We start from the raw sequence: 25,620 nt of genomic DNA, 5'->3' as shown, positions 1-25,620 counted from the left end.
TGTGCCTTCGGAGCGGGCGGGGTGGGAGACCGAGCCGATGGCCGCCTCTCCGGGCGCCGGCTACAGCCGGGTGAAGGTCATGTGCGTCACGCCGGCGAGGGTGGTCACGGACTCGGCCTGGAAGCGCTTCTCCAGTCCTTCGAGTCCGTCCCACAGACGCTCGCCACGGCCCAGAACGATCGGGACGACAGCGATGTGCAGGTGATCGACGAGGTCCTCGGCGAGGAACTCGCGGATCGTGGTCGGCCCGCCGCCGATCCTCACGTCCAAGCCGCCTGCGGCCTCGCGCGCCTGACGGAGCGCCTCCTGCGGCGTGGCGTCGATGAAGTGGAATGTGGTGCCGCCCTCCATCTCCACCGAGGGGCGGGGGTGATGCGTCAGGACGAACACCGGGGTGTGAAAGGGCGGACTGGCCCCCCACCAGCCGTTCCAGTCGTTGTTCTCCCACGGCCCGCGCTGGGGGCCGAACTTGTTGCGGCCCATGATCTCCGCTCCGATGCCGGCATCCCAGGTACCGGCGATGGCGTCGTCCACCCCTGTGCTCCCGTCCGGCTCGCCCAGCATCTGCCGGAAGGTCCGGGTCGGGAAGAACCACTCATGGAGCCGCGTGCCGGCGTGGCCGAACGGGGTCTCGAGGCTCTGCCCTTCGCCGGTGGCGAATCCGTCGATGGAGATGGAGAAGTTGTGGACCCTCACGCGGGACATCGCATGTACTCCCTGCCGTCGAAGCGATGTGATCGCGCACCGCGATCACCAGCCGTGGGCGACGACCGGCCCGCCGAGGAGCGGCCCGGCGGCCGAACGGTCGCGGGTGGCGGTGGGCCGCCACCGGAGTGTTCCCCGTACGCGAAGTGCACCTGCGCGCCCGGTGCCCGGGAGCTCACTCAAGGGGCGTGGACACCGAAGGCCGCCCCTTCCCGGTCGCGGAGGACGGCGACGCAGGGTCCACCGGGGACGCGCCGCGGTGGCGCGAGTTGCTCGCCGCCCGCGCCCAGGGCTCTCGCCGCGGTGCCCTCCGCGTCGGTGACCGCGAAGTAGGGGAGCCACTGCGGTGGCGTCCCGCCCTGCCCGCGCTCGTCGTCATGCGGGACTTCCTTCAGGCCGCCGAACTCGGCGCCGTCCACGCCCCAGTGCGTGAAGTGCTCCGACGCGTCGACCGTCCAGCCGAACACCGCCGGGTAGAAGGCGAGGGCGCCCTGCGGATCGGAGGTGCGCAGCTCCGTCCAGCCCAGAGTGCCGGGGTCGCCGAAGCGCTGGGTGCCCGGAAAGGCGCGGGCCTGCCAGAGGGTGAACACCGCTCCGGACGGATCGGCGGCCACGGCGAATCTGCCCTGGTCGAAGATGTCCATCGGCTCCATCAGGACGGTGCCGCCCGCCGAGCGCACGGCGCCCGCCGAGGCGTCCACGTCCTTTGTCGCGAAGGAGACGGTCCAGGACGGCCGCTGGTCCGGGCGGTAGGTGGGGCTGAGGCCGGCCACAGCGTCCTCGCCGAGACGGGCCATCGTGTAGCCGCCCGCCTCGGGCCGGGGATCGGTCTCGGACCGCCACCCCAGGACGGCCGCAAAGAAGGTCTGGGAGCTCGGTACGTCCGGCGTGCCGAGTTCGACCCAGCAAGGGCTCCCGGTCACCGGTTTCGTGAGCTTCATCCCGATTCCTCCCGAGGCGCGTGACAGGAGACGTTCCTACGCTGTTGTGCAGCACGCTAGGGCCGTGCGGACCGGGCGGCCACCGGAGGCGATCGCGCGTGCCCGGCCCGCGCTCGCAAGATGTTTTACAGGTGTAACACCTGTTAAAGTAAGTGGGTGAGTGATACAGCCATGCGACCCCGGAAGCCATCCGTCCACAAGCTGCCGGTCACCGGCATCCTGCGGCTGAACCGTCCTGCGGAGATCTGGTACAAGCCCGCGCTGAGCGTGGTGGTCGCCTCGGCCGTCCCGAACCTGCTGCTGTACTCCCTCGACCGGCTCGACCTCGTGATGTACACGATGGCGGGTTCGCTCTGCGCGCTCTACGGGCACAACATGCCGTACGCCCGCCGGGCGCACACGGTCCTGCGGGTGGTCCTCGGCATGGCCGCGGGCTTCGCCGTGGCGCTGGTCACCGCGTCGCTCACCGACTCCACCGCGGTCCTGATCGCCGTCGGCGCGCTGCTGGCGGCCGTGCAGAAGACCTTCTGCGACGCCACCCGCATCGGCCCGCCCGGCAACGTGATCTTCGCCTTCGTCACCTCGGCCGCGCTCTTCGCCCCGCAGGAGCTCGGACAGGTGCCGGAACACCTGGCCCTGATGCTCGCCGCGGGCGCCTTCGCCTGGCTGGTCACCGCCGGGCCTGCGCTGTGGCACCGGGAAGGGCCCGAGCGCCTCGCCACCGCCCGCGCCCTCGACGCCGCCGCGGCTTACGCCGCGGAGCCGGACCGCCGCACCCGGCACGCCGCGGCGGCAGCCGTCCAGGCCGCCTGGCAGGCGCTGCTCGCGTCCGGGCGGCCCACTCCCGTACGCCAGGGACTGGAGCGGCTGGTCGTCCACGCCGAGCGCGCCCTCGCCACCACCGCGGTCGACGGCCACGCGGCTGACGCCGACCCCTCCGAGCTCCGCCGATGGGCGGAGGCGACCCGGGGCCGCGGCCCCGTACCCAGCCCGCCACCCGCGCCCGGCACCGTCGAGCAGCTCTTCGGGATCGATGCCGAACGGGCCGGACAGCGGATGCGGCGCGGGCGGCGCGAGGCCAGGCGCAGGCTGCTGCGCGCGCTCGGCCCCAGTTCACCGGTGCTGCCGGTCGCCTTCCGCACGCTCGTCGGCTGCGCCCTGGCCGGCTACGTGTCCTCGGCGCTCGGGGTGGGCCATCCGTACTGGGCGATCGTCACGGCGGCCTCCGTCTACCAGCCCAATCTCACCCTCTCCTGGAGCAGGGCCCTGCAGAGGACCGTCGGCAACCTCCTCGGTGTCCTGGTCTTCGCGGCGGTCATCCCGCTCGCCAGGGTCAGCCCGCTGGCCCTCGTGCTGTGCGTGCTCTTCTTCAACTTCGCCGCCGAGGCCCTGATCACCCGCAACTACTGGCTCGGTTCCATCGCTGTCACCCCGATGGCCCTGCTGATCCTGGAGTTCGGGGGGTTCCAGCCCGCGGGCGAGCTCATCGCGGACCGTGCCCTGGACACCCTGGTGGGTGTCGCGGTCGGATTCCTCGCCGCGATCGCCGTCACCAACCGCCGCGCGTCCGGCCGCGTCGAACGGGCCCTCGCTGCCGCTGAGGACGCGCGCAGGCGGGCCGAGCGGGCCGTCGCCGACCCCGCGGGCGACGCCCTGGTGCTCGAGACGGCACGCAGGCGGCTGACCGCGGCACTCGTAGAACTGCGCGACGCCAGTGACGTCGCTTCGGGCGAATGGTGGCAGCGCGCCCTGCCCGAGGAGGAACTGCTCGCCACCGAGCAGGCAGGGCACCGTACGCTCGCGGCGACAGCACAACGGCAGGGGCTCATCACCCTGCCCCCGGAGAACGGAGCGGTGTGACCGACGACATCGTGGCCTCGGTCGTACGGCAGTGGCATGCCGTCAACCCGGGGCTCGACACCGGCCCGATGGAGCTCATCGGCCGTATCAACCGCTGCGCGGCGCTTCTCCAGCAGGCGGAGGACGCCCCGCTGCGGGCCGCCGGGCTGACCCGGGGCGAATTCGACCTGCTCGGCGCGATGCGGCGCACCGGCCGCGAGCTCACCCCCGGCGAGCTGGCCCGCGAGACCTTCTCGTCCGGCGCTGCCGTCACGAAACGGCTGCGGGCCCTCCAGGAGGCGGGGCTGATCGGCCGCCGCAGCGATGCCAGGGACCGCAGGGTCGCCCACGTCGGGCTGACCGACGCGGGGCGCGAACTGGTCGACCGTCTGCTTCCCGAACAGCTCGCGTACGAGCGGTCGGTCCTGTCCGGGCTGGACGAGGAGACCCGTGGCGGGCTCAGCGAGCAGCTCGGCGAGCTGCTGGTGCAGCTGGAGGGCCGGCTCGGCGGCCGGCGCTGAAGGCCCGCCGCTCAGCCGGCGGAGCCGCGTGGCCTGGGGAGGAACCTCACACAGAGTGAGGTCCCCGCAGGTGCGGAACGGTCGCGTCCGCCCACGCCCCAAGGGGCGACGGGGCGGCGCGATCTCGCACAGATCTTGCGCGGGCGCATCCGTACATCCGTCCGTCGCTCACGGATCTGCTCCTTTCGATCCGATTCGATCACATGTGCCACTGTCCCTTTGTGCGGGACGCTTTCGATCGCACGCGTAGCGGTTACTCGCTCGAACGGTCGGATATCGCGGGGGTCTGGCAGGTGATTCGCCGGTCCGTGTATTCGTTTTCTCGGTGGGCTGTCCTTTTCTGCGGGACAAAGTGGTCCGGTTTGCGACGATTCTCGTACGCCATCACTCCCCGTGCACGACCGGCGGCGCTGAGTGCAAAAACTGGCGAGTGTATTACCGCGGGCGGGTTCGCGCAGGGGGTTGGGCGAATATGCCGAAGCACTGATCTGATCTGGCTAGGCTCACGCGCAGTGAAGTCGAGTTGATACGACTTCAGGCACTTGTTCGCAACTGTCGGCACAAGTGCGTCTACCTCCCCATACCTCCCGAATCAACCGCCAGAGGGTTTAGATGGTCCGTGTTGAATCACCGCCGACCAACAGAGACATCCCGGTAATCCGCGCCGCACTGCTGCCCGTCGTACTCACGGCGGGCGCCACCGCCGTCGGCGCCCTGCCGGTCACCGGAGACGCGCGGGTGGCAGTCGTCCTGTGCGGTGCGATCGCCACCGTCGTGGTCGCGACGCTCACCGTCGTCCTCAACCGCAGACGCCGTGCGATGCGGGTCCAGCGTGCCGAGTACGAACGGCGCATCGCCTACCTGGAACACCGCATCGCGACACACGACCAGGAGACCGTACGGCTCACCAAGGAGCTCCTGCCCGCCGCGATCCGCCGGCTGCGGGCCAGCAACTCCCCGCAGGAGGTGATGCGTGACGTCGTCGACGCCGACGAGTCCTACCGCAACCTCCCCAAGGCGCAGCGCGCACTGGTCCTCCAGGTCCTCGACATCATCGACAACGAGGAGGCGATGCGTGACTCCGCGCAGCGCGCCTTCGTCAGCGTCGCCCGCCGTGTCCAGGCCATCGTCCACCGCCAGGCGAGCGAGCTCCGGGAGATGGAGGACCACCACGGGCGCAACCCCGACGTCTTCGACGACCTGCTCCGCATCGACCACGGCACGGCGCTGATCGGCCGGCTCGCCGACTCCATCGCCGTACTCGGCGGCGCGCGGCCCAGCCGTCAGTGGCCCAAGGCCGTACCGCTGTTCAGCGTGCTGCGCGGCGCCATGTCCCGCATCCTCGAGTACCAGCGCGTCGACCTGCACTCGATCGCCAAGGTCGCCATCGTCGGGACGGCCGTCGAGCCGCTCATCCACGCCTGCGCGGAACTCCTCGACAACGCGACCCGCTACTCGCCGCCCCAGACGCGTGTGCACGTGACCGCCGTCGAGGTGCAGACCGGCATCGCCATCGAGATCGAGGACGGCGGCGTCAGCCTCAGCGAGGAGGCCCGCGCGCGGGCCGAGAACATGCTCGCCCAGGCCCAGGCCGGCATCAACATGAACGACCTCGGTGAGTCCCCGCGCCTCGGCATGGCCGTGGTCGGCCGCCTCGCCCGCATGTACCAACTCCAGGTGTCGCTCCGGCAGTCGGCGTACGGCGGGGTGCGCGCCGTGCTCGTCGTGCCTCGCGACATGATCACCACGGGGCCCGCCCCGGGCATCGCACACGGCATCGGCGCCACCTCGCGCCCCCAGAGCTCGCTCGACATGTCGCAGATGCAGCACGTCGTACCCCCGCGCGGCAAGCACAAGGCGCGCCCCACCGCGACCGGGCCCGTCGCGTCGGTCGCCGCCCCGGCCGCCGCACCCGCGGCGTCCGCGTCCCGGCCCGCCGCTCCCGCCGCCGCCAGGGCTGACGACGAGATCGTGGTGACCGAGTGGACCGCAGGCGGACTCCCGCAGCGCCGCAGCAGGGGCCGCGCGCCGCTCGGCTCGCACAACCTCCCGCAGCAGTCCGCGACGGCCGCCGAGCCTCCCCCCGCGCGCAACGGCCACGGCGGCACGGCACCCCCCGGCCTCTGGCTGGAAGCCTTCACCCAGGCGGTCAACGGTGTGCCCAAGGATCCGGACAACGGCGAAGACTCTGACGACGCGTGGGACAAGGGAGACGAGAAGTGATCCAGCAGCGGGGAAACATGGACTGGATGCTCAAGGAACTGGCCGACGACGTACCGAGCATCCACCAGATCGTCGTGCTCTCCGCCGACGGACTGCGCATCGCCCGCCACGGCGGTGACCCCGACGTCGCCGACCGCCTCGCCGCCGCCTGCGCAGGACTGCAGAGCCTCGCCGCGGCCGTCGCCACCGAAATCCCGTACAGCGACGGTCTGATGAAGCTCGTCGTCATCGAGGTCACCGGCGGGTTCTTCTATCTGATGGCGGCCGGCACCGGCGCCTACCTGGCGGTGCTGGCCGGGGAGACGGTCGACGCCGGACTCGTCGGAGCCCGCATGCGCGACATGGTCGTCCGTATCGGCGCGCACCTGACGAGTCCTCCGCGCCACGACGGGCAGGCCGGATGAGTGCTCCCCGACGAGAGCGCCGAAAAGCCGACCCGGAGCTGAGCGACCCGGAACGGCTCTACGTGATCACCGGTGACCCCGACGGTGAGAGAGCGGCGCTCGACCTCGTCACGATGGTCGTGGCACAGGCCGAGCCGTCGCCCACGGTGCAGCCGGAGCAGGCCGCGATCCTGCGGCTCTGCAGGGCGCCGCTGTCGGTCGCCGAGATCTCGGCCTACCTGAGCCTGCCCTTCAGCGTCGTCACCTCGCTCCTGACAGAACTCCTGGCGACCGAACTGATCGAATCGCGCGCGCCCATCGTCCGCGCCGCGCTCCCGGACAGGTCCCTCCTCGAAGCGGTGATGCATGGACTTCAGAAGCTCTGACACGATCACGGGCCCCCGCAGCGAGGACGTCCTTCCCACCACGGCCACGGCCGCGGTGAAGGTCGTCATCGTCGGCGGATTCGGGGTCGGAAAGACGACCATGGTCGGCTCGGTGAGCGAGATCCGGCCCCTGACGACCGAAGAGACCATGACCCAGGCCGGCGTCGGCGTGGACGACAACGTGGGGGTGGAGAGCAAGACCGCCACCACCGTCGCCATGGACTTCGGCCGGATCAGTCTCAGCGACGAGCTGATCCTCTATCTGTTCGGCACCCCCGGCCAGGAGCGCTTCTGGTTCCTGTGGAACGGACTGTTCGAAGGAGCGCTCGGCGCCGTCGTCCTGATCGACACCCGGCGCCTCCAGGTCAGTTTCGACGTGATCGGCAGACTGGAGGAGCGCGGGGTGCCCTTCGTCGTCGCCGTCAACACCTTCCCCGGGGCCCCGCACCACCCCGTCGAAGCCCTGCGCAGCGCGCTGGATCTGCCGGACGAGGTCCCGATGATCGACTGCGACGCCCGGCTGCGGACGTCCAGCCGCGATGTGCTGATGACCCTGATGCGCTACCTGCACCGCCTCGCCGTACCGCTCACCTGACGACGGGCCGCAGCCGCCTCTGCACGGGCCCCGTCCCCGCCCGCGTTTCGGAACGCCATATTCCTGGAGCCATTGTGACCACCCCTTTCCAGCACGAACCCGGATCGGCCACCGGTCCGGTCCCACCCCCGCAATGCCCCGCGCACGCCATGGGCACGGGACCCGGCGGCCTGCGCCGGCTCTACGGCCCCGAGGCCGAGGCCGACCCCGCCGGCCTGTACGAGAAGCTGCGCGCCGAACACGGGACGGTCGCGCCCGTCCTGATGCACGGTGACGTCCCCGCCTGGCTGGTGCTCGGGCACAGCGAGAACCTCCACATGACGCGTACGCCCTCGCAGTTCTCCCGCGACTCACGCCGCTGGCGTGCGCTGCAGGAGGGCACCGTGGCCCCCGACCACCCGCTCGCCCCGGTCTTCACCTGGCAGCCGGTGTGCTCCTTCGCCGAGGGCGCCACCCACGAACGGCTGCGCGGCGCGGTCACCGACAGCATGGCGCGGATCGACACCCGGGGCGTACGCCGCCACATCAACCGGTACAGCAACCGGCTCGTCAACGACTTCTGCCAGGAGGGCCGGGCGGACCTGGTCAGCCAGTTCGCCGAGCGGCTCCCGATGATGGTGATGTGCGCGATCATCGGCATGCCCGAGGAGTACAACGACCGGCTGGTACAGGCCGCCCGCGACATGACGCGGGGCTCGGAGACCGCCGTCGCGAGCAACGCCTACGTGATCGGCGCGCTGGACAGGCTGGTCCAGCGGCGCCGGGCCGTGCCGGGTGAGGACTTCGCGACCTGGCTGGTCGAGCACCCCGCCGGTCTCACCGACAAGGAGGTCAGCGAGCACCTGCGCGTGGTGCTGATCGTGGCCTACGAGACCACCACCAACCTGATCGCGAACGTGCTGCGCATGGTGCTCACGGACCCCCGTTTCCGTGCGCGTCTCAGCGGCGGGCACATGACCGTGCCCGAGGCGGTGGAGCAGACCCTGTGGGACGAGCCGCCCTTCACCTCGATCCTCGGCCGCTGGGCGGTGGGCGACACCGAGCTCGGCGGACAGCAGATCAAGGCGGGTGACGCCCTCATCGTCGGCATCGCACCGGCCAACACCGACCCGGTCGTGCGGCCCGACCTCAACGCCAGCATGGAGGGCAACCGCGCGCACATGGCGTTCAGCAGCGGCCCCCACGAGTGCCCCGGCCAGGACATCGGCCGCGCCATCGCTGACGTCGGCGTCGACGCCCTGCTGATGCGCCTGCCCGACCTGGAACTCAGCGTGGACGAGAGCCGGTTGCGCTGGGTCGGGAACTTCGTGTCACGGCACCTGGTGGAGCTGCCGGCGAGCTTCGCCCCGAGCCCGGAGCAGGAGATCGACGCCGAACCGCTGCCCGCGGTCTCCCGGGCCCGGTCGCAGGCCGACTGGGAGGTCGCCTCTCCCACCCTGCCCCCGCTCTCCGCGGCGGCACCGGCCGGCCACGCCCCCGCTGCCGGCCCCTCCGCCGAGCCCGGCGGACCCGCCGTGCTCCCGGCACAGCGGAGCGGACCGCCGAAGCTGTGGCAGGCCCTGGTGCGCTGGTGGAACGGCCACTGACACCGGCCGTCGCGATCGCCGTGCCCGGCGCCCCGGCCGTTCGGGTGCCGGGCCGCGTGCCCCGTACCATCGAGCAGCGTGAAGCTGACAATTCTTGGCGGTGGCGGATTCCGGGTGCCTCTCGTGTACGGGGCACTCCTCGGCGATCACGCCGAGGGCCGCGTCTCGCGGGTGACCCTGTACGACACGGACGCGGCCCGGCTCACCGCCGTCGCCAGGGTCCTCGCCGAGCAGGCCGAGGGCATCGCCGACGCGCCGGCCGTCGTCGTCGCCGACGATCTCGACGAGGCGCTGAAGGGGGCGGACTTCGTCTTCTCCGCCATCCGTGTCGGGGGCCTCGAAGGCAGGGCCGCCGACGAACGCGTCGCCCTCGACGAGGGAGTCCTGGGCCAGGAGACGGTCGGTGCCGGCGGCATCGCCTACGGGCTGCGCACGGTTCCCGTCGCCACCGGCCTCGCCCGTCGCATCGCCGCACTCGCGCCCGATGCCTGGGTCATCAACTTCACCAACCCGGCGGGGCTGGTCACCGAGGCGATGTCCCGGTACCTCGGCGACCGCGTCATCGGCATCTGCGACTCGCCGGTGGGGCTCGGCCGCCGGATCGCCCGGGTCCTCGGCGCGGACCCCGACCGGGTGTGGATCGACTACGTCGGGCTCAACCACCTCGGCTGGGTGCGCGGACTGCACGTCGAGGGCCGCGACCTGCTCCCGCGCCTCCTCGCCGACCCCGAGCTGCTCGGCTCCTTCGAGGAGGGCCGGCTCTTCGGCCCGGAGTGGCTGCGCTCGCTCGGCGCGATCCCCAACGAGTACCTGCACTACTACTACTTCAACCGGGAAGCCGTCCGCGCCTACCAGGACGCCGAGCAGACCCGTGGCGCCTTCCTCCGCGAGCAGCAGGAGGGTTTCTACGCCCGGATGAAGGACCCCGACGCGCAGCCGCTCGCCACCTGGGACCGTACGCGCGCCGAGCGCGAGGCCACGTACATGGCGGAGAACAGGGACGTGGCCGGAGCGGGCGAGCGCGAGGAGAGCGATCTGGACTCCGGCGGCTACGAGCAGGTGGCCCTCGCCCTCATGCGCGCCGTCGCCCGTGACGAACGCACCTCGCTGATCCTCAACGTCCGTAACAGGGGCACCCTTTCGGTGCTGGACGCCGACGCCGTCATCGAGGTGCCGTGCATGGTGGACGCGAACGGTGCCCACCCCCTCGCCGTCGACCCCCTGCCGTACCACGCGGTCGGGCTCGTCACAGCGGTGAAGGCCGTGGAACGGGCGGTGCTCGAAGCGGCGGAGAGCGGCTCGCGAGCGGCGGCCGTACGCGCCTTCGCCCTGCACCCGCTCGTCGACTCCGTGTCCGTGGCCCGCCGGCTGGTCGACGGCTACACCGAGGTCCACCCCGGGCTCGCCTATCTCGCACCGTGACGGGTCAGGCGCTCCCGGTGTCGAGGAGCTCGCCGCTGACCAGGACGTGCAGCTGAGCCTCACGCCAGGCGGCGGCTCCGGCGGACTCCTCGGCGCCGGCCCCGCTCACCGTGGCCAGGAAGCCGCGCAGCAGCGCCGCCCCGTGTGCCAGCCCGGTCCGTGACAGGGCCGTCGCCGCGGCGCCGAGGCGGTCCCGCGCGGGTACCGAAAGCAGGCGCAGCCCGCTGTGCGCCACCGCGGCCAGTGCGCCCGCCGCCTCGTCCAGGGCGGCCGACAGGGGATCGGACGGGCGGCCGACGGGGGTCGCCGGAGCCGCCGAGCCGCCACCGGGAGCCAGATCCGGCACGATCACCCCGGCCGGGGTCGACACACCCACGGGGTCGATCCGGATCTCACCGCCCACGAGCCGGACCGAACCGCTGACATGCGTGGCGCCGCTCCCGAGCGCCTCGGCGAGCGCGTCGAGAGCCCCGGGGCAGGCCGGCCGATAGGTGGAACTCACCACGGCGCGGGTGCCCGCCTGATCGCGGACGACGGCGTCCAGCCGCTGCTCGGCGGGGTCGTAACCCACCCGCTCCACCTCCGAGAGGGCGACGACACGCATCGATTCCGCCTCGACCCGAGGACGGATCAGCCGGGGCGGGCGGCCCTCCCAGGCCGCGGCGAGCGCCGCCAGATCCCGGACCAGGAGGGAGTCGGGCAACTCGCTCCAGGAAGAGGCCACCGGGGTCACGCTCGTGGCGCCCAGGCCGGCGGAGGACACCGTCAGCGCGCGGCCCGCGGTGCGCCGCGCGTTCTCGCTGACCATGTTGCACGTGGCCAGGCGCCCCAGCGTCGTACCGAGATGACGGCGCGTGGACAGCCGGTGTCCCGTCAGCTCCTGCCCGTCGGCAGCCGCCCACCGCTTGTGCAGGACGAGGACGGCACCCGCGCCGGGGTGCGCGAAGTACACCTCCGCGGCCGCACCGTCGCCTCCCGTGCGGACCCGGCAGCCGAGCGAGGTGAGCCGCACGCGCCGCAACCGCGTCTCGCCGGACTCCCGCACACCGAGCACCGAAGGGCCGGACGAGGCCGCGCGCCGGGCGTGGATCTCGGTGAGCAGCGCCGCGACGAGCTCGGGACGGTAGTCGGCGTTGCGCGAGGCGTACGCCGAGAGCTGGTGCGCCAGTTCGCCGACGGCGCCGGCAGGCCAGTGCAGGCCGGCCCCGGCGAGAGCCTCCCCGGAACGCGCCATGGCGCCGGCGAGCACGGGGCCCGCGTGCGCGACACCCGACAGCAGCAACTCGTCGGCCAGGCCTGCCGCGTCGTCCAGCGCGAGGCCGCCACCCGCGGACAGGACCGCGGGACGCCCGCCGACCCGCACCGTGTCGTGCCCCGCCGCCTCCTGTGCGGCGCGGAAGGCCCACACGGCGAGCGTCACCATCTCACCGCGCAGCGCGGCCGCCGCATCCGTCAGCGCGTAGGCGATCTCACCGGGGACCGGGAAGCGCACCGTGCACGTGGGCAGCTCCACCCAGGGCTCCGGACGGTCCACCGTGGGGTGGTGCACGCGTGCGCCGTACCCCTGCTCGAAGGTGCGGCGGGCGGCTGCCAGGGGCCGTGCCCCGAAGGCCTTGGTCAGCGCGTCGTCGTCCAGGGCTGCGGGAGACCAGACGGCCGGAGCGGGCTCGGCCGCGAGGTCCCTTTCGGCGCCCGCACCGGCTTCCGCGTCGGTCTCGCGATCCGGCCCGGTGGCGCTGTCCGACGGCGCGGCAGCGCGCTGGTAGGCGAGGACCAGGGTGACGAGGTGGCGGCAGACACCGGGGGCCGCGCAACTGCACACGCCACCGTCCAGACCGGCTCCGGGCGGCAGCGAAGCGGTCGTGCCGTCCCCGAAGAGACCCCGCACCGTGCGGTCCGGGTCCGTGGCGACCGAGGGGGCCGCGCCCGACTCCACGTCCTTCACCGCTCGCTTGACCAGACCCCGGTTGGCGAGCGCGGCGAGTGTCTCCGACGTGAGGGCCAGCAGGTCCGTACGCAGGGCCGGCCCGTCCGCGGTCGTCGTCCCTGTCATCGGCCCAGCTTCTCAGCGACGAACTCCGCGAGCCGCGCCGGTGTCATCGCCCCGACGTGCGCCCCTGCCTGTGCCAGCCGTCCGGCCAGCTCCCGGTCGTAGTCGGGGTCGGCGTCCTCGTCGAGCGCGGCCAGCCCCAGCACGGTGACACCCTGCTCCGTCAGCGCACGTACCGAACGCTCCAGCCTGTACGGGTCGCCGCCCTCGTAGAAATCGGTGACGAGAGCGATGATCGTGCGGCGCGGATTCTCGATCAGGCTCGCCCCGTAGGCCACCGCGCGTGCGATGTCGGTCCCGCCACCGAGCTGGACCCCCATCAGCAACTCCACAGGATCGGTGACCTCCGACGTCAGGTCGACCACGTCGCTGTCGAACGCGACCAGATGGGTCCTGAGACCCGGAAGCCCCCACAGACATGCGGCCGTCACCGCGGAGTGGATCACCGAACCGGCCATGGAGCCCGACTGGTCCACCAGGAGGATCAGCTGCCATCGGGTCAGATGGCGCTGCGTGCGGGAGCGGAAGTGGGCCCGTTCGATGAGCAGCCTGCGCTCATCGGGACGGTAGTGCGCGAGGTTGGCCCGTACGGTCCGCCGGAAGTCGAAGTCCCTGGCCAGCGGAACCCGGCTCGGCCGGCGCGAACGGGTGCCGTGGAACGCCCGGCGGATCTCCGGCCGCAGCCGCGCCAGGAGCTGCTCGACGACCGAGGCGACGATACGACGGGCGAGCGCCAGCACCTGAGGGTTCATGAGGTGCTTCGTGCGCAGCACGGCCCGCAGCAGGACGGCACTCGGCTCGATCCGCTCCAGGACGGCAGGGTCCGTGACGATCTCCTGGATGCCGTACCTCTCGACGGCGTCGCGCTCCAGACGCTCCACGGTCTCCTTCGGGAAGAGCCGGTGGATGTCGTCGAGCCAGTCGACCGCGGTCACCTGGGACGGGCCCGTCCCGCCCGTGCGCCCGGAGGGCCGTACGCCGCGGCGCCGGAGATCGGGATCGCGGCCGTAGAGCCAGTCCAGGGCCGCGTCCCGTGCCCCGGCGGCCTCGCCCAGCGGGCCCGTGGCGGACTCGGCGGCCTCGCCCAGGATCAGCCGCCACCGTTCGAGGCCGGCGTCCGGGGCGTCCGGAGTCCCGGCGGGCGGGGACATTCCGGCGGGCGGGGATACCCCGGTGGGCGGAGAGATCCCGGAGGGTACGGACGTTCCCCCGGACGCGGGAGGTTCCACCGGCACGGACGCCCCCTCGGGCCCGGGAGCGGTCGCGGGGCCGGTCATGAGGCGGCTCGCAATCCGAACCGGGCCAGTACTCGGGACACGTTCTCCTCCAGGGCGCCGGCGCGGGCCAGCAGCAAAGGGTCGGCGGTGGTGCGGAGCAGTCCGCGCGCGGAGCCGCGCACGGCGCGCCGTTCCAGCAGCGCGGCCGCGATCCGCTCGCGTTCGCGCGGGGGGAAGTAGGCGAAGGCCTGGCGCAACGCCGGCAGCCCCGCCAGGAACTCCTCGTCGGACAGATCACCGACCAGCGTGTCCAGCACGTCGATCAGGGACTCCGCACCGGCCCCCGAACCGCCCGTCACCTCCTCGCGGGCCAGGGCGAACAGCCCGGCCAGCCAGTCCCCGAGCGTGCTCGCGCCGCCGGCCGCGACCGCACGGACGACGGTGGCGAGGTCACCGGGCTCGACGCGGGCACCGTCGGCCAGGGCTCTGTACAGACCGAGGGCCGCGCCCCGCAGATCGTCCGGTGCCTCCGCGTCCCGGCTGACCCGCAGGGCGGTCTCCGCGACCGTCCTGGCGGACAGCGACAACAGCCCGTCCGCGTGCAGCACCGCGTCCCGTACGGCGGCGACCGCCCGAAGGCGGGCTACGTCGACCCCCGGCCCGCCGCGGGCGCCCTCCAGCAGCCACAGCAGCCGGCTCGTCGCGCCGTCGATCACCGAGGCGAGCAGCGGGCCGCGCGCCACCCCGTAGACCCGGTCGTGCCGCCACAGGCCGAGGGCCGTGGCCAGTACCTCGCCGAGCGGGCCCGGCGTCTTCAGCACCCCGACCCGGGAGGCCAGTGCGCCGAGGAGGTCCTCCGAGAGACCGCCCACTCCGCACAGGACGGCGTCGAAGAGCGTCCCGGCCAGGGCTCCGGCCTCCGCCGTGGTGCCCTGGGCCCGCTCGGCGAGGGCGGTCGCCGCGGCTTCCGCGAGGCTCCCGCCGTACGCCCCGGCCTCGACCAGAGCCGCGTCCCTCCCGGGCGACGGGTGACACTCCCAGCGTTCGGCGAACACCGGGTCCGCGCCGTGCTCGGGCCCCTGGGTCCGCTCGTGGCCGGGGACACCGAGGACACGCAGCCGGTGCAGTACCCGGCTGCGTTCCAGGTCCCGCGCGTCCGTCAGGTCGAGGCGGTACGGCGCGTCCCGGCCCCGCAGCCCCAGCCGGGCCAGCTGCGCCGCCACGTCGTGGACCAGCGGTGGCGCGGGCGTTCCTGGGTGCAGCCGCCCGGCACGTGCACCGCTGCACGCCGCGACCATCTCCACCACCGCCGGGTGGGAGCCCGGCGCCAGGGTGGACCGGGACGTCCAGGGCAACGGCTCGGCGAGATCGTCCGTGATCAGTGCGCCGGCCAGCCCGTCCAGGACGTCGATCCGCGCGGGGCGGGGATGACCGCGCAACGCGGTGAGCCCTTGCGAGAGAGTGCGGGCCGCCACCAGATCCGCGGTGGACACCGGGTACCTGCGGGACCGCAACCGCTCGACGACCGCCCGCAGCAGCCCCTCCGCCGCGGCCTCGGGCCCCTCCTCCCACACCTGCTGGTAGTAGCCGGGTGAGGGCATGCCGGACTGGTAGCCGGAGAAGGAGTCCAACTGCCGGAAGGAGTACGGCACCAGGAAGCTGCCGGCCAGCGCACCTGCGGGCGGAGCAGGCACCTCGGGCCACCCGTCCGCGCCGAGTGGCCACCCGTCCGCGCCCATTGGCCATCCGTCCGCGCCGAGTGGCGATCCGTTCGCGCCGAGGCACTGTTCGTCCGGAACCGGAGATCCGCTGCCGGAACCCTCCTCGTGGCCGCCCGCCTCGTGGCCCGCTCCTGGACGTGCGCCGCTTCGCGACCCGTGGCCGGCTCCCGGACGCATGCCGCTTCCCGCCTCGTCGTCCGCTCCCGGACGCGCGCCGCTGAGCGACCCGTGGCCGGCTCCCGGACGCATGCCGCTTCCCGCCTCGTCGTCCGCCACGAGTGCGCGCAGCGCCGGCTGGTGGAAGCCACCGGTCACCACCAGGACGGGGCGCCCGCGCGCCGCGTCCACCGCCGCCCGCACCCACTGCGCCATGTACGACTCACGCGCCCGGTCACGCGCGTCCGCCCGCGCGTCACCCCGTACCAGCGCGAAGTAGGCATCGAGCCGCTCCGCGAGACCCTCGTCCGGCTCCACCTCGAACAGCCGGTCCCAGAGGGCGTCGGACGAGTCCACCGCGAAGTGCGCGCACAGCCGCTCGGTCGCCTCGGCGTACCGGGCCTCCGCGTCCGCATAGCGGTTGGTGCGCTCCGCGAACGCCGGGTGCCAGGCGGGCAGATCGATGAAACGGACCTCGGCCCCGGCCGCCCTGCCCGCCCGGAGCGCGACCCACTCGGGTGAGTAGTCGCACAGCGGCGCCCAGGAGGTCGCCGCCCGCTCCCCGTCCCGGTAGTGGCTGAACACGGCGACCGGCAGCTCGTGCCCGAGCAGCAGCTCGTCCAGCCGGGCGTTCATCTCGGCCGGGCCCTCCACCAGCACGTGGGCCGGCCGCAGTTCCCCGATGGTCCGCTCCACGAGCCGGGCGCACGCCGGGGAGTGGTGGCGCACTCCGAGGAACACCGCGGACATCAGTCGGCCAGCAGGTGGCGCGCGTCGTACAGGGCCTGCCACTGCGGGCCGCGGCGACGCGGCACCCGCTGCTCCAGGAAACGGCGCAGTCTGGCCATGTCGTCCGGGCTGTCCTTCGCCGCCGTACCGGCCAGGCAGGCCACGACGTCGGCCGCGCTGCCCGCCTCACCCCGCAGGAACCAGCCGCGCACTCCCACGGCATGGGCCACCGAGACGGCCTCCGCCGTGCTCATCACCGCCGACGACGGACGCCCGCCGCCCGCACCGGGCCCCTCGGCGCCGGCTCCGGCACGCAGCTCCCGGAACGTCCCGACCAGGACCTCCAGCACATCGCGGTCCGGCGGCGGCTCCACCCCGGAACGGCGCAGCAGCGTGGCCGCCTCCGCCTCGACCAGGGCGAGTTCGGTGTCCAGGTCGGGGATCGGGAACACCGTCTCGAAGTTGAAGCGGCGCTTGAGGGCGGCGCTCATCTCGTTGACGCCCCGGTCCCGGGTGTTGGCGGTCGCGATCACGTTGAATCCCTGCCGGGCGAACACCATGCCTTCGGCACCCGTGAGTTCGGGGATGGCCACCACCCGCTCCGACAGCAGCGACAGCAGGGAGTCCTGCACCTCCAGGGGGCAGCGGGTGATCTCCTCGAACCGGACCACGCGGCCCTCCGCCATGCCGCGCAGCATGGGGGCGGGGACCAGCGACCGCGTCGACGGCCCTTCGGCGACCAGCAGCGCGTAGTTCCAGCCGTACTTGATCTGGTCCTCGGTCGTGGCGGCGCCGCCCTGCACCGTCAGCGTTGACACCCCGCTCACGGCGGCCGCGATCAGCTCGGACAGCAGCGACTTCGCCGTGCCGGGCTCACCCACCAGCATCAGCCCGCGGCTCGTCGCCAGCGTCACCAGGGCACGGTCGACCAGCGAGGGGTTGCCGACGAACTTCCGGCTGATCCCCGCGGCCTCGTCCCCGATCACGAACCGCCGTGCCGCCCGCAGACTCAGCTCCCAGCCCGGGGGGCGGGGATCCCGGTCGGCCGCCCTGAGTTCCGCCAGCTCCCGGGCGTACCGCACCTCGGCAGGCGGCCGCTGCACGGCGGTCTGCCCCGCCGTGGGCAGTGCCCCGTCCCGCACGGCGCCCCCGCTCATGCGGCGACGCCCTCGGTGAGTTCGGCCAGATCACCGAGCAGCTCGGACACGACGACCGGATCCAGACCGGAGAAGCGCAGGGGATAGCTGTACCTCCCGGGCCAGTGATCGCCAGGACTGCCGGCGAGCCAGACGGTCTCCAGGGTCTGCTCGGGGAACATGTCCACCACGCCGACGGCGATTCCGCTGTTCAACGCGATCACCAGGTATCCCGCCTCGCCGAGCCGCTTGGAGATCCAGCGCTCCACCCCGGCGTCCTGGGGCGCCCCGCGCTCCCATCCCCGCCGCTGCAGCCCGAGCACCTTGCCCGTCGGTACCTTGAGCCCCTCGAACCGGTGGAGCCGGTAGCCGTCGGCCTCCTCCGCCCGCAGCGTCTCCACCGCACGGCCCAGTTGCGGGAACGGCTGGAGGATCTCGTAGTCCGCGAACACCTCCGACCAGTCGGCGAGCGAGTCTCCCAGGTGCAGCGGATGCGCGAGGTACACGGTCGAATCGCCCGAGGGGACGAAGAGGTCGTCCCGCACATCCGCGAACGTACGGTCCTCCGCGACCCGGAACGCCGTACGCACCCCGTCCGTCTCGCTCAGCCAGACCAGGCGGCGCACCAGGTGCTGGAGCAGCGGATGCGTCACGAACAGGTCGTTGAACTCCTGGGCCGTCCAGGAACGCCCCGCGACCATCGCGGCCTCCAGCCTCCGCACCTGGTCGGACGCGATCGTGCGTACGTCCTTCTTCAGTGCCATGAAGCGCTTGCGCTCGGCGGGGGCCAGCTCCGCGTCGTCCTTCGCTCCCGGCACCGGCAGGTCCTTGCGGCGCTTGCCGTCACTGTCCAGGACGAACGGCCGCAGCTGCTCGTCGAATCCGACCGTGAACGAGCGCGTGCCGTAGTCGACGACCGTCGAACCGTCCGCGTCCAGACCGAAGTCCGGGACGAGCCGGTCGGACAGCTGCTCCCCGGAGAGCCCCAGACCCGCGGCGACCTCGGAGATCTTCTCCTGGGCGCGCACCTTCAGGGCCTTGAACTTCACCCGCTGGGCGATGCCGTGCAGATGCAGCAGCGCGGCATCGGTGCCGATCGCCGCCAGCACGTCGAGGCCCTCGACGGCCCGGTGGTGCGCGGCCTCTCCCGGCCAGGCCCGGATCACCGGAGTGAGCCGGCGGACCGTCACGTCGTTCCCGAGCAGTCCCAGCGCGTGCAGAGCCCAGGCCTCCCTGGCCGGCTGGTCCGCCTGTCGCCACTGTTCGAACAGCGCCCACGCGAACTCGGCGAGCGAGTCCGCCTCCGCCGCCTCGACGAGCGCGGTGACGCCGGGATACGGCTCGCCCGGCTTCGACAGCGCCAGCATCGTCACGGCATGGCGCGCCGCATCCTCAGGCAGTGCGCCGCCCGCCCGTGACGCGATCTGCGGCAGCAGCGCGGGCTGGGCCCAGCCGGGCAACTGCGGCATCGTCGCGGGCAGGGCCCGCTCCAGCGGATCGACGGCCAGCAGCCCACCGATGGCCTCCACCGCCCGCGCGCCGTAGTGTTCGGCCGCCTGCCGCACCACCTGGTCCCCGTGCAGCGCCGTGATCAGGAGGAGGGCCTGTTCGGCGGCCCGGCGCGCGGTTCCGGTCCTGCCCACGGCGTCGGGGACCAGGAGCGGCGCGGCCGCTTCCCCGTGCCGGCGGAACCAGGAACGCGTGGTCGTCGCCGCGGACTTCAGCCGGACCGCCCAGTTCGCCATGTGCCGTGCGACGGCCACGTCGACGTACGGCAGGAACAGCGGCGCGAGCGAGGCCGGCTGACGGGGCACGGCACGCAGCAGCAACGGCAGGGCGTCGAGCCCGAAACGCGCGGCGATCGGCTTGAGGGTGTCCAGGCCGTCGTACAGATCGGTCGGGTCCCAGACGGCGAGCGCCTCGGTCACCCACTCGTCCGGCGCGTGGACGTACACCCAGGCCGACTGTACGGACGATCCGGTCAGACCACCGCGCAGCCTGGCGATGTCCTGCTCCCAGTCGCCGCTGCCCTTACAGCCCGTGTACCAGCTGGAGCAGGCCGCCCACGCGTCCCGCTCCCCGGGAAGCCAGTCCAGCGAAGGTGTGTACCGCGCCGTCAGTCCCTCCACGACAGCGGGTGGAACCGTCGTACGCGGCCGGCTCCACGGCGGGGCCGTCAGCACGGCCGGCAGGGCACCCGCGTCGGTGTCCGGCATCAGGTCCACCGGGTTGAGCAGCGGATCGACGACGGCCACGACGTCGTCATCGAGCGTCGGGAGCAAGGACGACACGAGGGCGCGGTGACCACCGATGTGGCCCAGCAGCAGCCGGCGCGTGTCCTGGGCCGCCTTCCCGTCCGCGTCCCGCAGCTCGGCGGCGAGCAGTCGCAACGCGCGCACCGGATAGCGCCTCATCGCGTCGAGAAGGGCGGCGCGGGTGTGCTTGGAGTCCGCGTGGTCGATCAGCAGCCGCATCGCCTCGTCCGTCGGGATCTCGACCAGGACTGCTGCTGCCGTCTTGGCCCTGTCCGCGTACTGGTGGGGCCCGAGGCCCTGGGCCAGCAGCGGGGCGACCGCCGTGCCGATGCCGTCCGCCACCGTCCCGATCAGCGCGACGCTCTGGTGGATGCCCGGTCGGTGGGGGAACGTCTCCAGCTGGCCGGGGGAGTGGAACGAGCAGAGGAGCATCACGCTCAGGGTGTGATCCCTGATGCCCATCACGTCGAGGTCCGCGCAGAGTTCGTCGACCCATGAGGTCTCGCTCGGCACCAGATACGAGACGACGACCTTCCGCTGCGCGTCGGTACGGGACTCCGCGAGTGCCGCGACCGTCGCGCGGTAGGTGTCCTCGTCCGCCGCGGCGATCAGTGCCCGGATGCGGTCGGCCGCCGGACCGCGCGGGTCCGACCCGTGGTACCTGTACGTGGGACGGGGCGAGCGGAGTGCTTCCAGCCAGGGGTCGTAACGCTTGTGCCCGGACTGGAACCAGTGCGCCTCGATCAGGAAGAACTCGACCGCGGCGCGCGCGGCGAACGGGAGCCCGTGACGCGCGGTCCACAGATCCGCCCACCCGGATCCCGGCTGAGTGGTGGCGACCATGGACGCCAGTACCGACGCACCGGCCGGCGACGGGTCGCCGTCCAGTTGCGCGCGCGCCGCCGCGACGAGCGCGTCGTCGCTCGCGGGTGCTTCGAGGAACTCCTGGATCCAGTCTGCCTCTTCGGCGATCCGGCTCTCCAGCGCGTCCAGCACCTGCCGACGTGCCTTGCCCGGTGCGCGAGGCGTGCCACCGCGCCGGGGATGGAGCGCCCGCTGCCAGGCGGCGGGCATCACGAACGTGTCCTCGTCCGCCGGCTCCGCCGGTCCGGCGGCCGAGGCGGCAGGGGCAGGGCCGGGAGCAGCCGGTGAGGAGGCCGCGGGAGCCGGGAGGACGGCAGGTGCCGTTCCGGAGGCCCCCACCTCGCGGTACCCCTTGCGCTCCTTCTCGGCGACGGTCTTCAGGACCTGGGCCGCGGCGGCCTCCGCCGACGCGTACTCCTTCGTCCGGGTCCGTCCGTCGCTCCCGCACCGCCCGTACCGCACGGTGACCACGGCGCCGTCCGCCCCGGTCTCCCAGAACTTGGACGCACTGCCCTCTACGAACTCCCAGCGGCGCACAGGCCTGCCCCCTTCACACGGCCCCGCTCCGCCGCGGGTTTGTGGATCAGTGGTGCCAGACTAGGTCCGGCCACTGACAACGCCCCCGGGAGGTGCCCGCCGCCGCGACGGGTCAGGGGACGTGGACGGCCCTGGGGCGGCCGGACGGGTCCCAGGACGGCGTGTGGCCGGTCACCTGGCACACCATGAGGAAGAGCGGGATGGGCGGCGTGTAGGGCGTGCGGCTGTCCGGCGCGTGGATCAGCCGGGGCCGCCCGGCGGGGACGTACGCACCGGCGGCGTACGAAGCCTGCTCGGGCCAGTCCAGGTCGAGGTCCGAGCCCGAGGGGACGATCCACCACCACCGGTCCGCGTCGGCGAACACGCATCCGGCGCGCGGCAGATGCGACATGAGGCGGAATCCGTACCGCGCGGGCACCCCCACGGCGTCGCAGCCCAGGCTCGCGGACAGCGCGGGCGGCAGTGACAGCCGGACGCGGCTCCCGGCGCCGTCCTCCTCCCCGGCGCGGGTGCGACGCGCGCCGAGCAGCTGGGACAGGGCGTTCCTCAGCATGTCCGCTCCGTGCGGTACGGCAGTTCCGCCCAGACGATGCGCCCCGAGGAGTTCCCCGCGTCGACGGACCCCCAGGCCGTGCTCATGGAGTCGACGAGCAGCAGCCCGCGGCCGTGCTCGCCGTCGGCCGTCAGGGAAAGCCGTGGGCCGCCGGGCTGATGGCCCTGGTCCTGTACGGATATGCGCAGCCGCTCCTCGTCGCACCTGAGCTCGCAGACGACCCTGGTGCTCATGGTGTGTACGACCGCGTTGGTGACCAGCTCCGAGACGATCAGAACCGCCGCGTCGTGTGCGTCGCCTGACAGCCGCCACTCCGCCAGCCGTGAGCGCGTGAGACGCCGGGCACCGGCAACCGACTCGGGATGCGCCGGCAGTGCGAAGCAGTGTCGGAGCGCTTCCGTCCCGGGGCTGAGGTCCATGAGCCGGGGGATGAGCGCACTGCCAGGTGCCACGACCGATTCCTCACAGTGGGGGCTGTGTCACGCCTCGCGCCGCCCCGGAACGGGTGGGCGCGATCACGCGAACTTGGTTCGGGCACCAACTCTCCCCCTGACATGAACACTTGGCAAGAGGCACTCTGAAAAATTCAGAGTGGCTGTGTCCACCGGGCCATGCGCATGGCACACTGCTCGCACACAGCGCATCGGGAGGTCTGAAGTGAGCGAACCGCGGTCCGCCCCGACCGTGGGTCAGGTCGTTCTCGGCAAGCGCCTGCAGGATCTGCGGGAGCGCGTCGGCCTGAGCCGCGACCAGGCGGCGAAGGTGCTCCGTGTAGCCCCCGGGACCATACGCCGCATGGAGACCGCCGAGGTCGGGCTGAAGATCCCGTACGTCCAGCTCCTCCTGAAGGCCTACGGCATCGGTGACGACGAGACCGACGCCTTCGTCGAACTCGCCGAGGAGGCCAACAAGCCCGGCTGGTGGCAGCGCTTCCACGACGTGCTGCCGGACTGGTTCAGCATGTACGTCAGTCTGGAGGGCGCGGCGAGCCTCCTGCGTACGTACGAACCGCACTTCGTCCCGGGCCTGTTGCAGACCGAGGACTACGCGCGCTCCGTCATGCGTACCGGTGCCGTCGGCCAGACCAGACCCGAGGACATCGAGCGTCACGTCGCGCTGCGGATGGAGCGTCAGTCGCTGCTCACCAAGGCGGAGGCACCGAAGCTCTGGGTGGTGATGGACGAGACCGTCCTGCGTCGTCCGGTCGGCTCCACCGAGGTCATGCGGGACCAGATCGGCCGTCTGCTCGAAGCCACCGAGATGCCCCACGTGACGCTCCAGATCGCGGAGTTCTCGACCGGCCACCATCCAGGCACCTACGGCCCGTTCGTCCTCTTCCGCTTCGCGGTCCCCGAACTCCCGGACATGGTCTACAGCGAGTACCTGACGGGCGCCGTCTACTTCGACGCGCGCCCCGAGGTGGCTTCCTACCTCGAGGTCATGGACCGAATGGCGGCTCAGGCCGCCACTGCACAACGCACGAAGGAAATCCTCAGGGACTTCCGCAAGGAGCTGTGATGAACCACATATACAACGGCATGCCGGCCGCCGACCTCGGCACAGAAGGCTGGTACAAGCCGTGGAGCGGTGGTAACGGGGGCAACTGCATCGAGGCCATGAAGCTCGCGGACGGCAGGGTGGCGGTACGCCAGTCCGCGGACCCCGACGGCCCCGCGCTCATCTACTCCAACGGCGAGATCGCCGCTTTCATCCAGGGTGCCAAGGCCGGCCAGGCCGACTTCCTGTTGACCTGACAGACTGTCACAACCTTTTGCTCCACGCGCTGTTCGCCGAGACCACGACCAACGGAGTGCGCTATGACCGGGCAGGACCCCCAGGCCGTCGAGATCGACACCAGCAAGCCGCATCCGGCCCGGATGTACGACTGGTTCCTCGGCGGCAAGGACAACTACCCGGTCGACGAGGAGATGGCCGAGCAGCTGCTCGCGCTGGACTCCAGGGGCAGGGACATGGCCCGGGTCAACAGGGCTTTCATGCACCGGGCCACCCGATGGCTCGCAGAGAACGGCGTACGCCAGTTCCTCGACATCGGATCGGGCATACCCACCGAGCCGAACCTGCACCAGATCGCGCAGCGCACCGCTCCCGACGCGCGCGTCGTCTACTGCGACAACGACCCGATCGTGCTCGCGCACGCGGCAGCCCTCCTGCGCTCCACCCCGGAGGGCGCGACCGAGTACATCCAGGCGGACGCCCGGCAGCCCGACGCCATCCTCGAGGCCGCGGGCAAGGTCCTCGACTTCGACAGGCCCATCGCCCTGTCCCTCCTCGCGCTGCTCCACTTCGTGGACGACGAGGACGGCGCGGCGGAACTGGTGGACCGGCTCGTGGAGCGCCTGCCCTCCGGCAGCTATCTGGTCCTCTCCCACACCACGGGGGACTTCGACCCCGAGGGTGCCGCCGAGGCCCGTGCCATGTACAAGGCGCGGGGGATGACCCTGCGGCCTCGCTCGCGCGCCGAACTCACCGCTTTCTTCCACGGCCTCGAGATCGTCGAGCCCGGAGTCTCCCTCTCCGCGGACTGGCGTCCGGAGCTCGGCGAGGTCATCGACGTACCCGGCGACGCTCCCATCCCCGGCTACGCGGGCGTGGCCCGCAAGCGCTGAGCTCCGCCCCCGGCGCCGCCCGCAGTGATGCGGAGCCGCGTCCGCTCGGCCCCGGCCCGCCGAGCGGTCCGGGGCGAGGGTCACAATGGACGCATGTCACGACGTACCTCACGCCCGAGCAGGCCGGCCACCGTCCCGGAGAACTCCCCGCGGATCACCCCGGCCTCCCCGTGCCCGTGCGGGCTCCCCGCCGCCTACGGGGACTGCTGCGGCCGATTCCACGCCGGCACCGCGGCCCCGACGTGCGAGGCGCTGATGCGTTCGCGGTACTCCGCCTTCGTCGTCCGGGACGCCGGCTACCTGCTGCGTACCTGGCACCCGGAGACCCGGCCCCCGTCCGTCGACTTCGACCCCGCGATGCGCTGGACGGGCCTGGAGATCCTGGAGGCCACGGAGGGCACCGCCTTCCACACCACCGGCACGGTCACCTTCCGCGCGCACTACAGCGACGACGGCCGGCCCGACGCGCTCCACGAGAAGAGCCGGTTCGTCCGCCACGAAGGAGCCTGGGTCTACGCGTCGGCGATCTTCGTCGACTGAAATCCCTTGCACGGGCCCGCCGCCCGTTCCTACGATCCGCCGCATGGGTGAGGACACGGCGGAACAGGCCACCGAACGGAACCGCTGCTGGCGGGGGCGCGGCATCGGCCTCACGCCGCTGGAGATCGAGGACGCCGGACTCCTGCACCACTGGCGCTCCGACGCCGTGGCGGCACACGAGACCGGCGTCTGGCCCGGTTCGCTGTACGAACTGCGTGAGCGCGTCGAGCGCCACCTCGACGACAGCTCACGCGACGACTTCCTCGTCCTGCTGCCCGACGGCACGCCGATCGGCCTCATCGCCCTGCACGACCAGCAGCTGGCCGAGGGCACAGCCGAGGCGTATCTGCTGCTGGCACCGGAGCACCGAGGGCAGGGGCACGGCCTCGCCGCCCTCGACGCCCTCACCGACCTGGCCTTCGGTGAGCTGCCGATGCAGCGGGTCGAGGCGTTCACCCACACCGACAACGCCGCGGCCCTCTCCGTCCTGGCCGCCGCGGGCTTCGTGCGGGAGGGCGTCCGCCGTTCGTCCTGCCTCCACCGGGGCCGCCGCTACGACAACGCGGTGCTGTCCCTGCTCCGGCCCGAGTGGGAGGCGCTGACCCGCCCCCGGTCGTGGGAGCTCTGAGCGAGG

The 25,620-nt window shown here is 72.4% G+C and carries 22 protein-coding genes; 13 read left to right on the top strand and 9 right to left on the bottom strand.

Annotation, left to right across the window (positions count from 1 at the left end; all coding sequences use genetic code 11):
- Positions 1 to 60 precede the first annotated feature (60 nt).
- Together ACFYQ6_RS23100 and ACFYQ6_RS23095 are read right to left on the bottom strand one after the other, a co-directional pair.
- Positions 61 to 705, bottom strand: a complete 645-nt coding sequence (locus ACFYQ6_RS23100) for a dihydrofolate reductase family protein (protein WP_388764637.1) — start codon at positions 703 to 705, stop codon at positions 61 to 63.
- 179 nt (positions 706 to 884) lie between these two features.
- Positions 885 to 1,646, bottom strand: coding sequence for a VOC family protein (locus ACFYQ6_RS23095; RefSeq protein ID WP_361585335.1), 762 nt, complete (start codon positions 1,644 to 1,646; stop codon positions 885 to 887).
- Between the two features lie 171 nt (positions 1,647 to 1,817).
- Between ACFYQ6_RS23095 and ACFYQ6_RS23090 the strand changes: the two genes are divergently transcribed.
- The 8 genes from ACFYQ6_RS23090 (at position 1,818) to ACFYQ6_RS23055 (ending at position 10,601) form a co-directional block, all read left to right on the top strand.
- Entirely contained in the window at positions 1,818 to 3,506 is a 1,689-nt protein-coding gene (locus ACFYQ6_RS23090) for an FUSC family protein (protein ID WP_388764890.1), read from the top strand.
- A complete protein-coding gene (locus tag ACFYQ6_RS23085) occupies positions 3,503 to 4,006 on the top strand; it encodes a MarR family transcriptional regulator (protein WP_361585332.1) in 504 nt (167 codons plus the stop codon). The genes ACFYQ6_RS23090 and ACFYQ6_RS23085 overlap by 4 nt, the downstream gene beginning before the upstream one ends.
- Before the next feature lie 612 nt (positions 4,007 to 4,618).
- A complete protein-coding gene (locus ACFYQ6_RS23080; RefSeq protein ID WP_361585329.1) occupies positions 4,619 to 6,229 on the top strand; it encodes an ATP-binding protein in 1,611 nt (536 codons plus the stop codon).
- Positions 6,226 to 6,633, top strand: coding sequence for a roadblock/LC7 domain-containing protein (locus tag ACFYQ6_RS23075; protein ID WP_014049573.1), 408 nt, complete (start codon positions 6,226 to 6,228; stop codon positions 6,631 to 6,633). Before ACFYQ6_RS23080 ends, ACFYQ6_RS23075 begins: the two co-directional genes overlap by 4 nt.
- On the top strand, positions 6,630 to 6,998 hold the full coding sequence (locus ACFYQ6_RS23070; protein ID WP_356740652.1) for a DUF742 domain-containing protein: 369 nt from the start codon (positions 6,630 to 6,632) through the stop codon (positions 6,996 to 6,998). Before ACFYQ6_RS23075 ends, ACFYQ6_RS23070 begins: the two co-directional genes overlap by 4 nt.
- Positions 6,979 to 7,593, top strand: coding sequence for an ATP/GTP-binding protein (locus ACFYQ6_RS23065; protein ID WP_361585327.1), 615 nt, complete (start codon positions 6,979 to 6,981; stop codon positions 7,591 to 7,593). The genes ACFYQ6_RS23070 and ACFYQ6_RS23065 overlap by 20 nt, the downstream gene beginning before the upstream one ends.
- Positions 7,594 to 7,667: 74 nt before the next feature.
- Positions 7,668 to 9,179: a cytochrome P450 gene (locus ACFYQ6_RS23060; protein ID WP_361585324.1), complete on the top strand. Its 1,512-nt coding sequence runs from the start codon at positions 7,668 to 7,670 to the stop codon at positions 9,177 to 9,179.
- A gap of 78 nt (positions 9,180 to 9,257) precedes the next feature.
- Entirely contained in the window at positions 9,258 to 10,601 is a 1,344-nt protein-coding gene (locus ACFYQ6_RS23055; RefSeq protein ID WP_388764632.1) for a 6-phospho-beta-glucosidase, read from the top strand.
- Positions 10,602 to 10,605: 4 nt separating this feature from the next.
- On the opposite strand, the gene ACFYQ6_RS23050 is transcribed toward ACFYQ6_RS23055, so the two are convergent.
- From ACFYQ6_RS23050 to ACFYQ6_RS23020, 7 genes are all read right to left on the bottom strand, one after another.
- Complete coding sequence (locus tag ACFYQ6_RS23050; protein ID WP_388764631.1) at positions 10,606 to 12,654, bottom strand: hypothetical protein; 2,049 nt, start codon at positions 12,652 to 12,654, stop codon at positions 10,606 to 10,608.
- Positions 12,651 to 13,802 (bottom strand): VWA domain-containing protein, encoded by a 1,152-nt coding sequence (locus ACFYQ6_RS23045; protein ID WP_361585316.1) that lies wholly within the window; start codon positions 13,800 to 13,802, stop codon positions 12,651 to 12,653. The genes ACFYQ6_RS23050 and ACFYQ6_RS23045 overlap by 4 nt, the downstream gene beginning before the upstream one ends.
- Before the next feature lie 122 nt (positions 13,803 to 13,924).
- Positions 13,925 to 16,495 carry a DUF5682 family protein gene (locus ACFYQ6_RS23040; protein WP_361585313.1) on the bottom strand — a complete coding sequence of 857 codons (2,571 nt, stop codon included), beginning with the start codon at positions 16,493 to 16,495 and terminating at the stop codon, positions 13,925 to 13,927.
- Complete coding sequence (locus ACFYQ6_RS23035) at positions 16,495 to 17,631, bottom strand: AAA family ATPase (RefSeq protein WP_361585311.1); 1,137 nt, start codon at positions 17,629 to 17,631, stop codon at positions 16,495 to 16,497. Before ACFYQ6_RS23035 ends, ACFYQ6_RS23040 begins: the two co-directional genes overlap by 1 nt.
- Positions 17,628 to 21,266 carry a DUF4132 domain-containing protein gene (locus ACFYQ6_RS23030; protein WP_388764628.1) on the bottom strand — a complete coding sequence of 1,213 codons (3,639 nt, stop codon included), beginning with the start codon at positions 21,264 to 21,266 and terminating at the stop codon, positions 17,628 to 17,630. Before ACFYQ6_RS23030 ends, ACFYQ6_RS23035 begins: the two co-directional genes overlap by 4 nt.
- Positions 21,267 to 21,378: 112 nt before the next feature.
- Complete coding sequence (locus ACFYQ6_RS23025; RefSeq protein ID WP_361585306.1) at positions 21,379 to 21,819, bottom strand: hypothetical protein; 441 nt, start codon at positions 21,817 to 21,819, stop codon at positions 21,379 to 21,381.
- Complete coding sequence (locus tag ACFYQ6_RS23020; RefSeq protein WP_361585304.1) at positions 21,813 to 22,271, bottom strand: ATP-binding protein; 459 nt, start codon at positions 22,269 to 22,271, stop codon at positions 21,813 to 21,815. The genes ACFYQ6_RS23025 and ACFYQ6_RS23020 overlap by 7 nt, the downstream gene beginning before the upstream one ends.
- Before the next feature lie 205 nt (positions 22,272 to 22,476).
- Here ACFYQ6_RS23020 and ACFYQ6_RS23015 point away from each other — a divergent pair, with 205 nt between their 5' ends.
- The 5 genes from ACFYQ6_RS23015 to ACFYQ6_RS22995 all read left to right on the top strand — a co-directional run bounded on the left by ACFYQ6_RS23015 (position 22,477) and on the right by ACFYQ6_RS22995 (position 25,614).
- The gene (locus ACFYQ6_RS23015; protein ID WP_361585301.1) at positions 22,477 to 23,337 is read left to right on the top strand and encodes a helix-turn-helix transcriptional regulator; all 861 of its coding nucleotides are present in this window, start codon (positions 22,477 to 22,479) and stop codon (positions 23,335 to 23,337) included.
- Positions 23,337 to 23,573, top strand: coding sequence for a DUF397 domain-containing protein (locus ACFYQ6_RS23010; protein WP_014049581.1), 237 nt, complete (start codon positions 23,337 to 23,339; stop codon positions 23,571 to 23,573). The genes ACFYQ6_RS23015 and ACFYQ6_RS23010 overlap by 1 nt, the downstream gene beginning before the upstream one ends.
- Before the next feature lie 63 nt (positions 23,574 to 23,636).
- A complete protein-coding gene (locus ACFYQ6_RS23005; protein WP_361585299.1) occupies positions 23,637 to 24,446 on the top strand; it encodes an SAM-dependent methyltransferase in 810 nt (269 codons plus the stop codon).
- 93 nt (positions 24,447 to 24,539) lie between these two features.
- Entirely contained in the window at positions 24,540 to 24,986 is a 447-nt protein-coding gene (locus ACFYQ6_RS23000; RefSeq protein WP_361585297.1) for a YchJ family metal-binding protein, read from the top strand.
- A gap of 43 nt (positions 24,987 to 25,029) precedes the next feature.
- Positions 25,030 to 25,614, top strand: coding sequence for a GNAT family protein (locus ACFYQ6_RS22995; RefSeq protein WP_361585294.1), 585 nt, complete (start codon positions 25,030 to 25,032; stop codon positions 25,612 to 25,614).
- Positions 25,615 to 25,620: the final 6 nt, after the last annotated feature.

The organism is Streptomyces sp. NPDC005494, from assembly GCF_042872025.1.
GTDB lineage: Bacteria > Actinomycetota > Actinomycetes > Streptomycetales > Streptomycetaceae > Streptomyces.
The sequence above is the reverse complement of the archived record's forward strand: the minus strand, read 5'-3'. Positions and strand labels throughout refer to the sequence as shown.

Coding starts and splice junctions, on each gene's coding strand:
- ACFYQ6_RS23100 (WP_388764637.1), bottom strand. CDS start 705: ATGTCCCGCGTGAGGGTCCACAACTTCTCCATCTCCATCGACGGATTC.
- ACFYQ6_RS23095 (WP_361585335.1), bottom strand. CDS start 1,646: ATGAAGCTCACGAAACCGGTGACCGGGAGCCCTTGCTGGGTCGAACTC.
- ACFYQ6_RS23090 (WP_388764890.1), top strand. CDS start 1,818: ATGCGACCCCGGAAGCCATCCGTCCACAAGCTGCCGGTCACCGGCATC.
- ACFYQ6_RS23080 (WP_361585329.1), top strand. CDS start 4,619: ATGGTCCGTGTTGAATCACCGCCGACCAACAGAGACATCCCGGTAATC.
- ACFYQ6_RS23070 (WP_356740652.1), top strand. CDS start 6,630: ATGAGTGCTCCCCGACGAGAGCGCCGAAAAGCCGACCCGGAGCTGAGC.
- ACFYQ6_RS23065 (WP_361585327.1), top strand. CDS start 6,979: ATGGACTTCAGAAGCTCTGACACGATCACGGGCCCCCGCAGCGAGGAC.
- ACFYQ6_RS23050 (WP_388764631.1), bottom strand. CDS start 12,654: ATGACAGGGACGACGACCGCGGACGGGCCGGCCCTGCGTACGGACCTG.
- ACFYQ6_RS23045 (WP_361585316.1), bottom strand. CDS start 13,802: ATGTCCCCGCCCGCCGGGACTCCGGACGCCCCGGACGCCGGCCTCGAA.
- ACFYQ6_RS23040 (WP_361585313.1), bottom strand. CDS start 16,495: ATGTCCGCGGTGTTCCTCGGAGTGCGCCACCACTCCCCGGCGTGCGCC.
- ACFYQ6_RS23035 (WP_361585311.1), bottom strand. CDS start 17,631: ATGAGCGGGGGCGCCGTGCGGGACGGGGCACTGCCCACGGCGGGGCAG.
- ACFYQ6_RS23025 (WP_361585306.1), bottom strand. CDS start 21,819: ATGCTGAGGAACGCCCTGTCCCAGCTGCTCGGCGCGCGTCGCACCCGC.
- ACFYQ6_RS23010 (WP_014049581.1), top strand. CDS start 23,337: ATGAACCACATATACAACGGCATGCCGGCCGCCGACCTCGGCACAGAA.
- ACFYQ6_RS23005 (WP_361585299.1), top strand. CDS start 23,637: ATGACCGGGCAGGACCCCCAGGCCGTCGAGATCGACACCAGCAAGCCG.
- ACFYQ6_RS23000 (WP_361585297.1), top strand. CDS start 24,540: ATGTCACGACGTACCTCACGCCCGAGCAGGCCGGCCACCGTCCCGGAG.
- ACFYQ6_RS22995 (WP_361585294.1), top strand. CDS start 25,030: ATGGGTGAGGACACGGCGGAACAGGCCACCGAACGGAACCGCTGCTGG.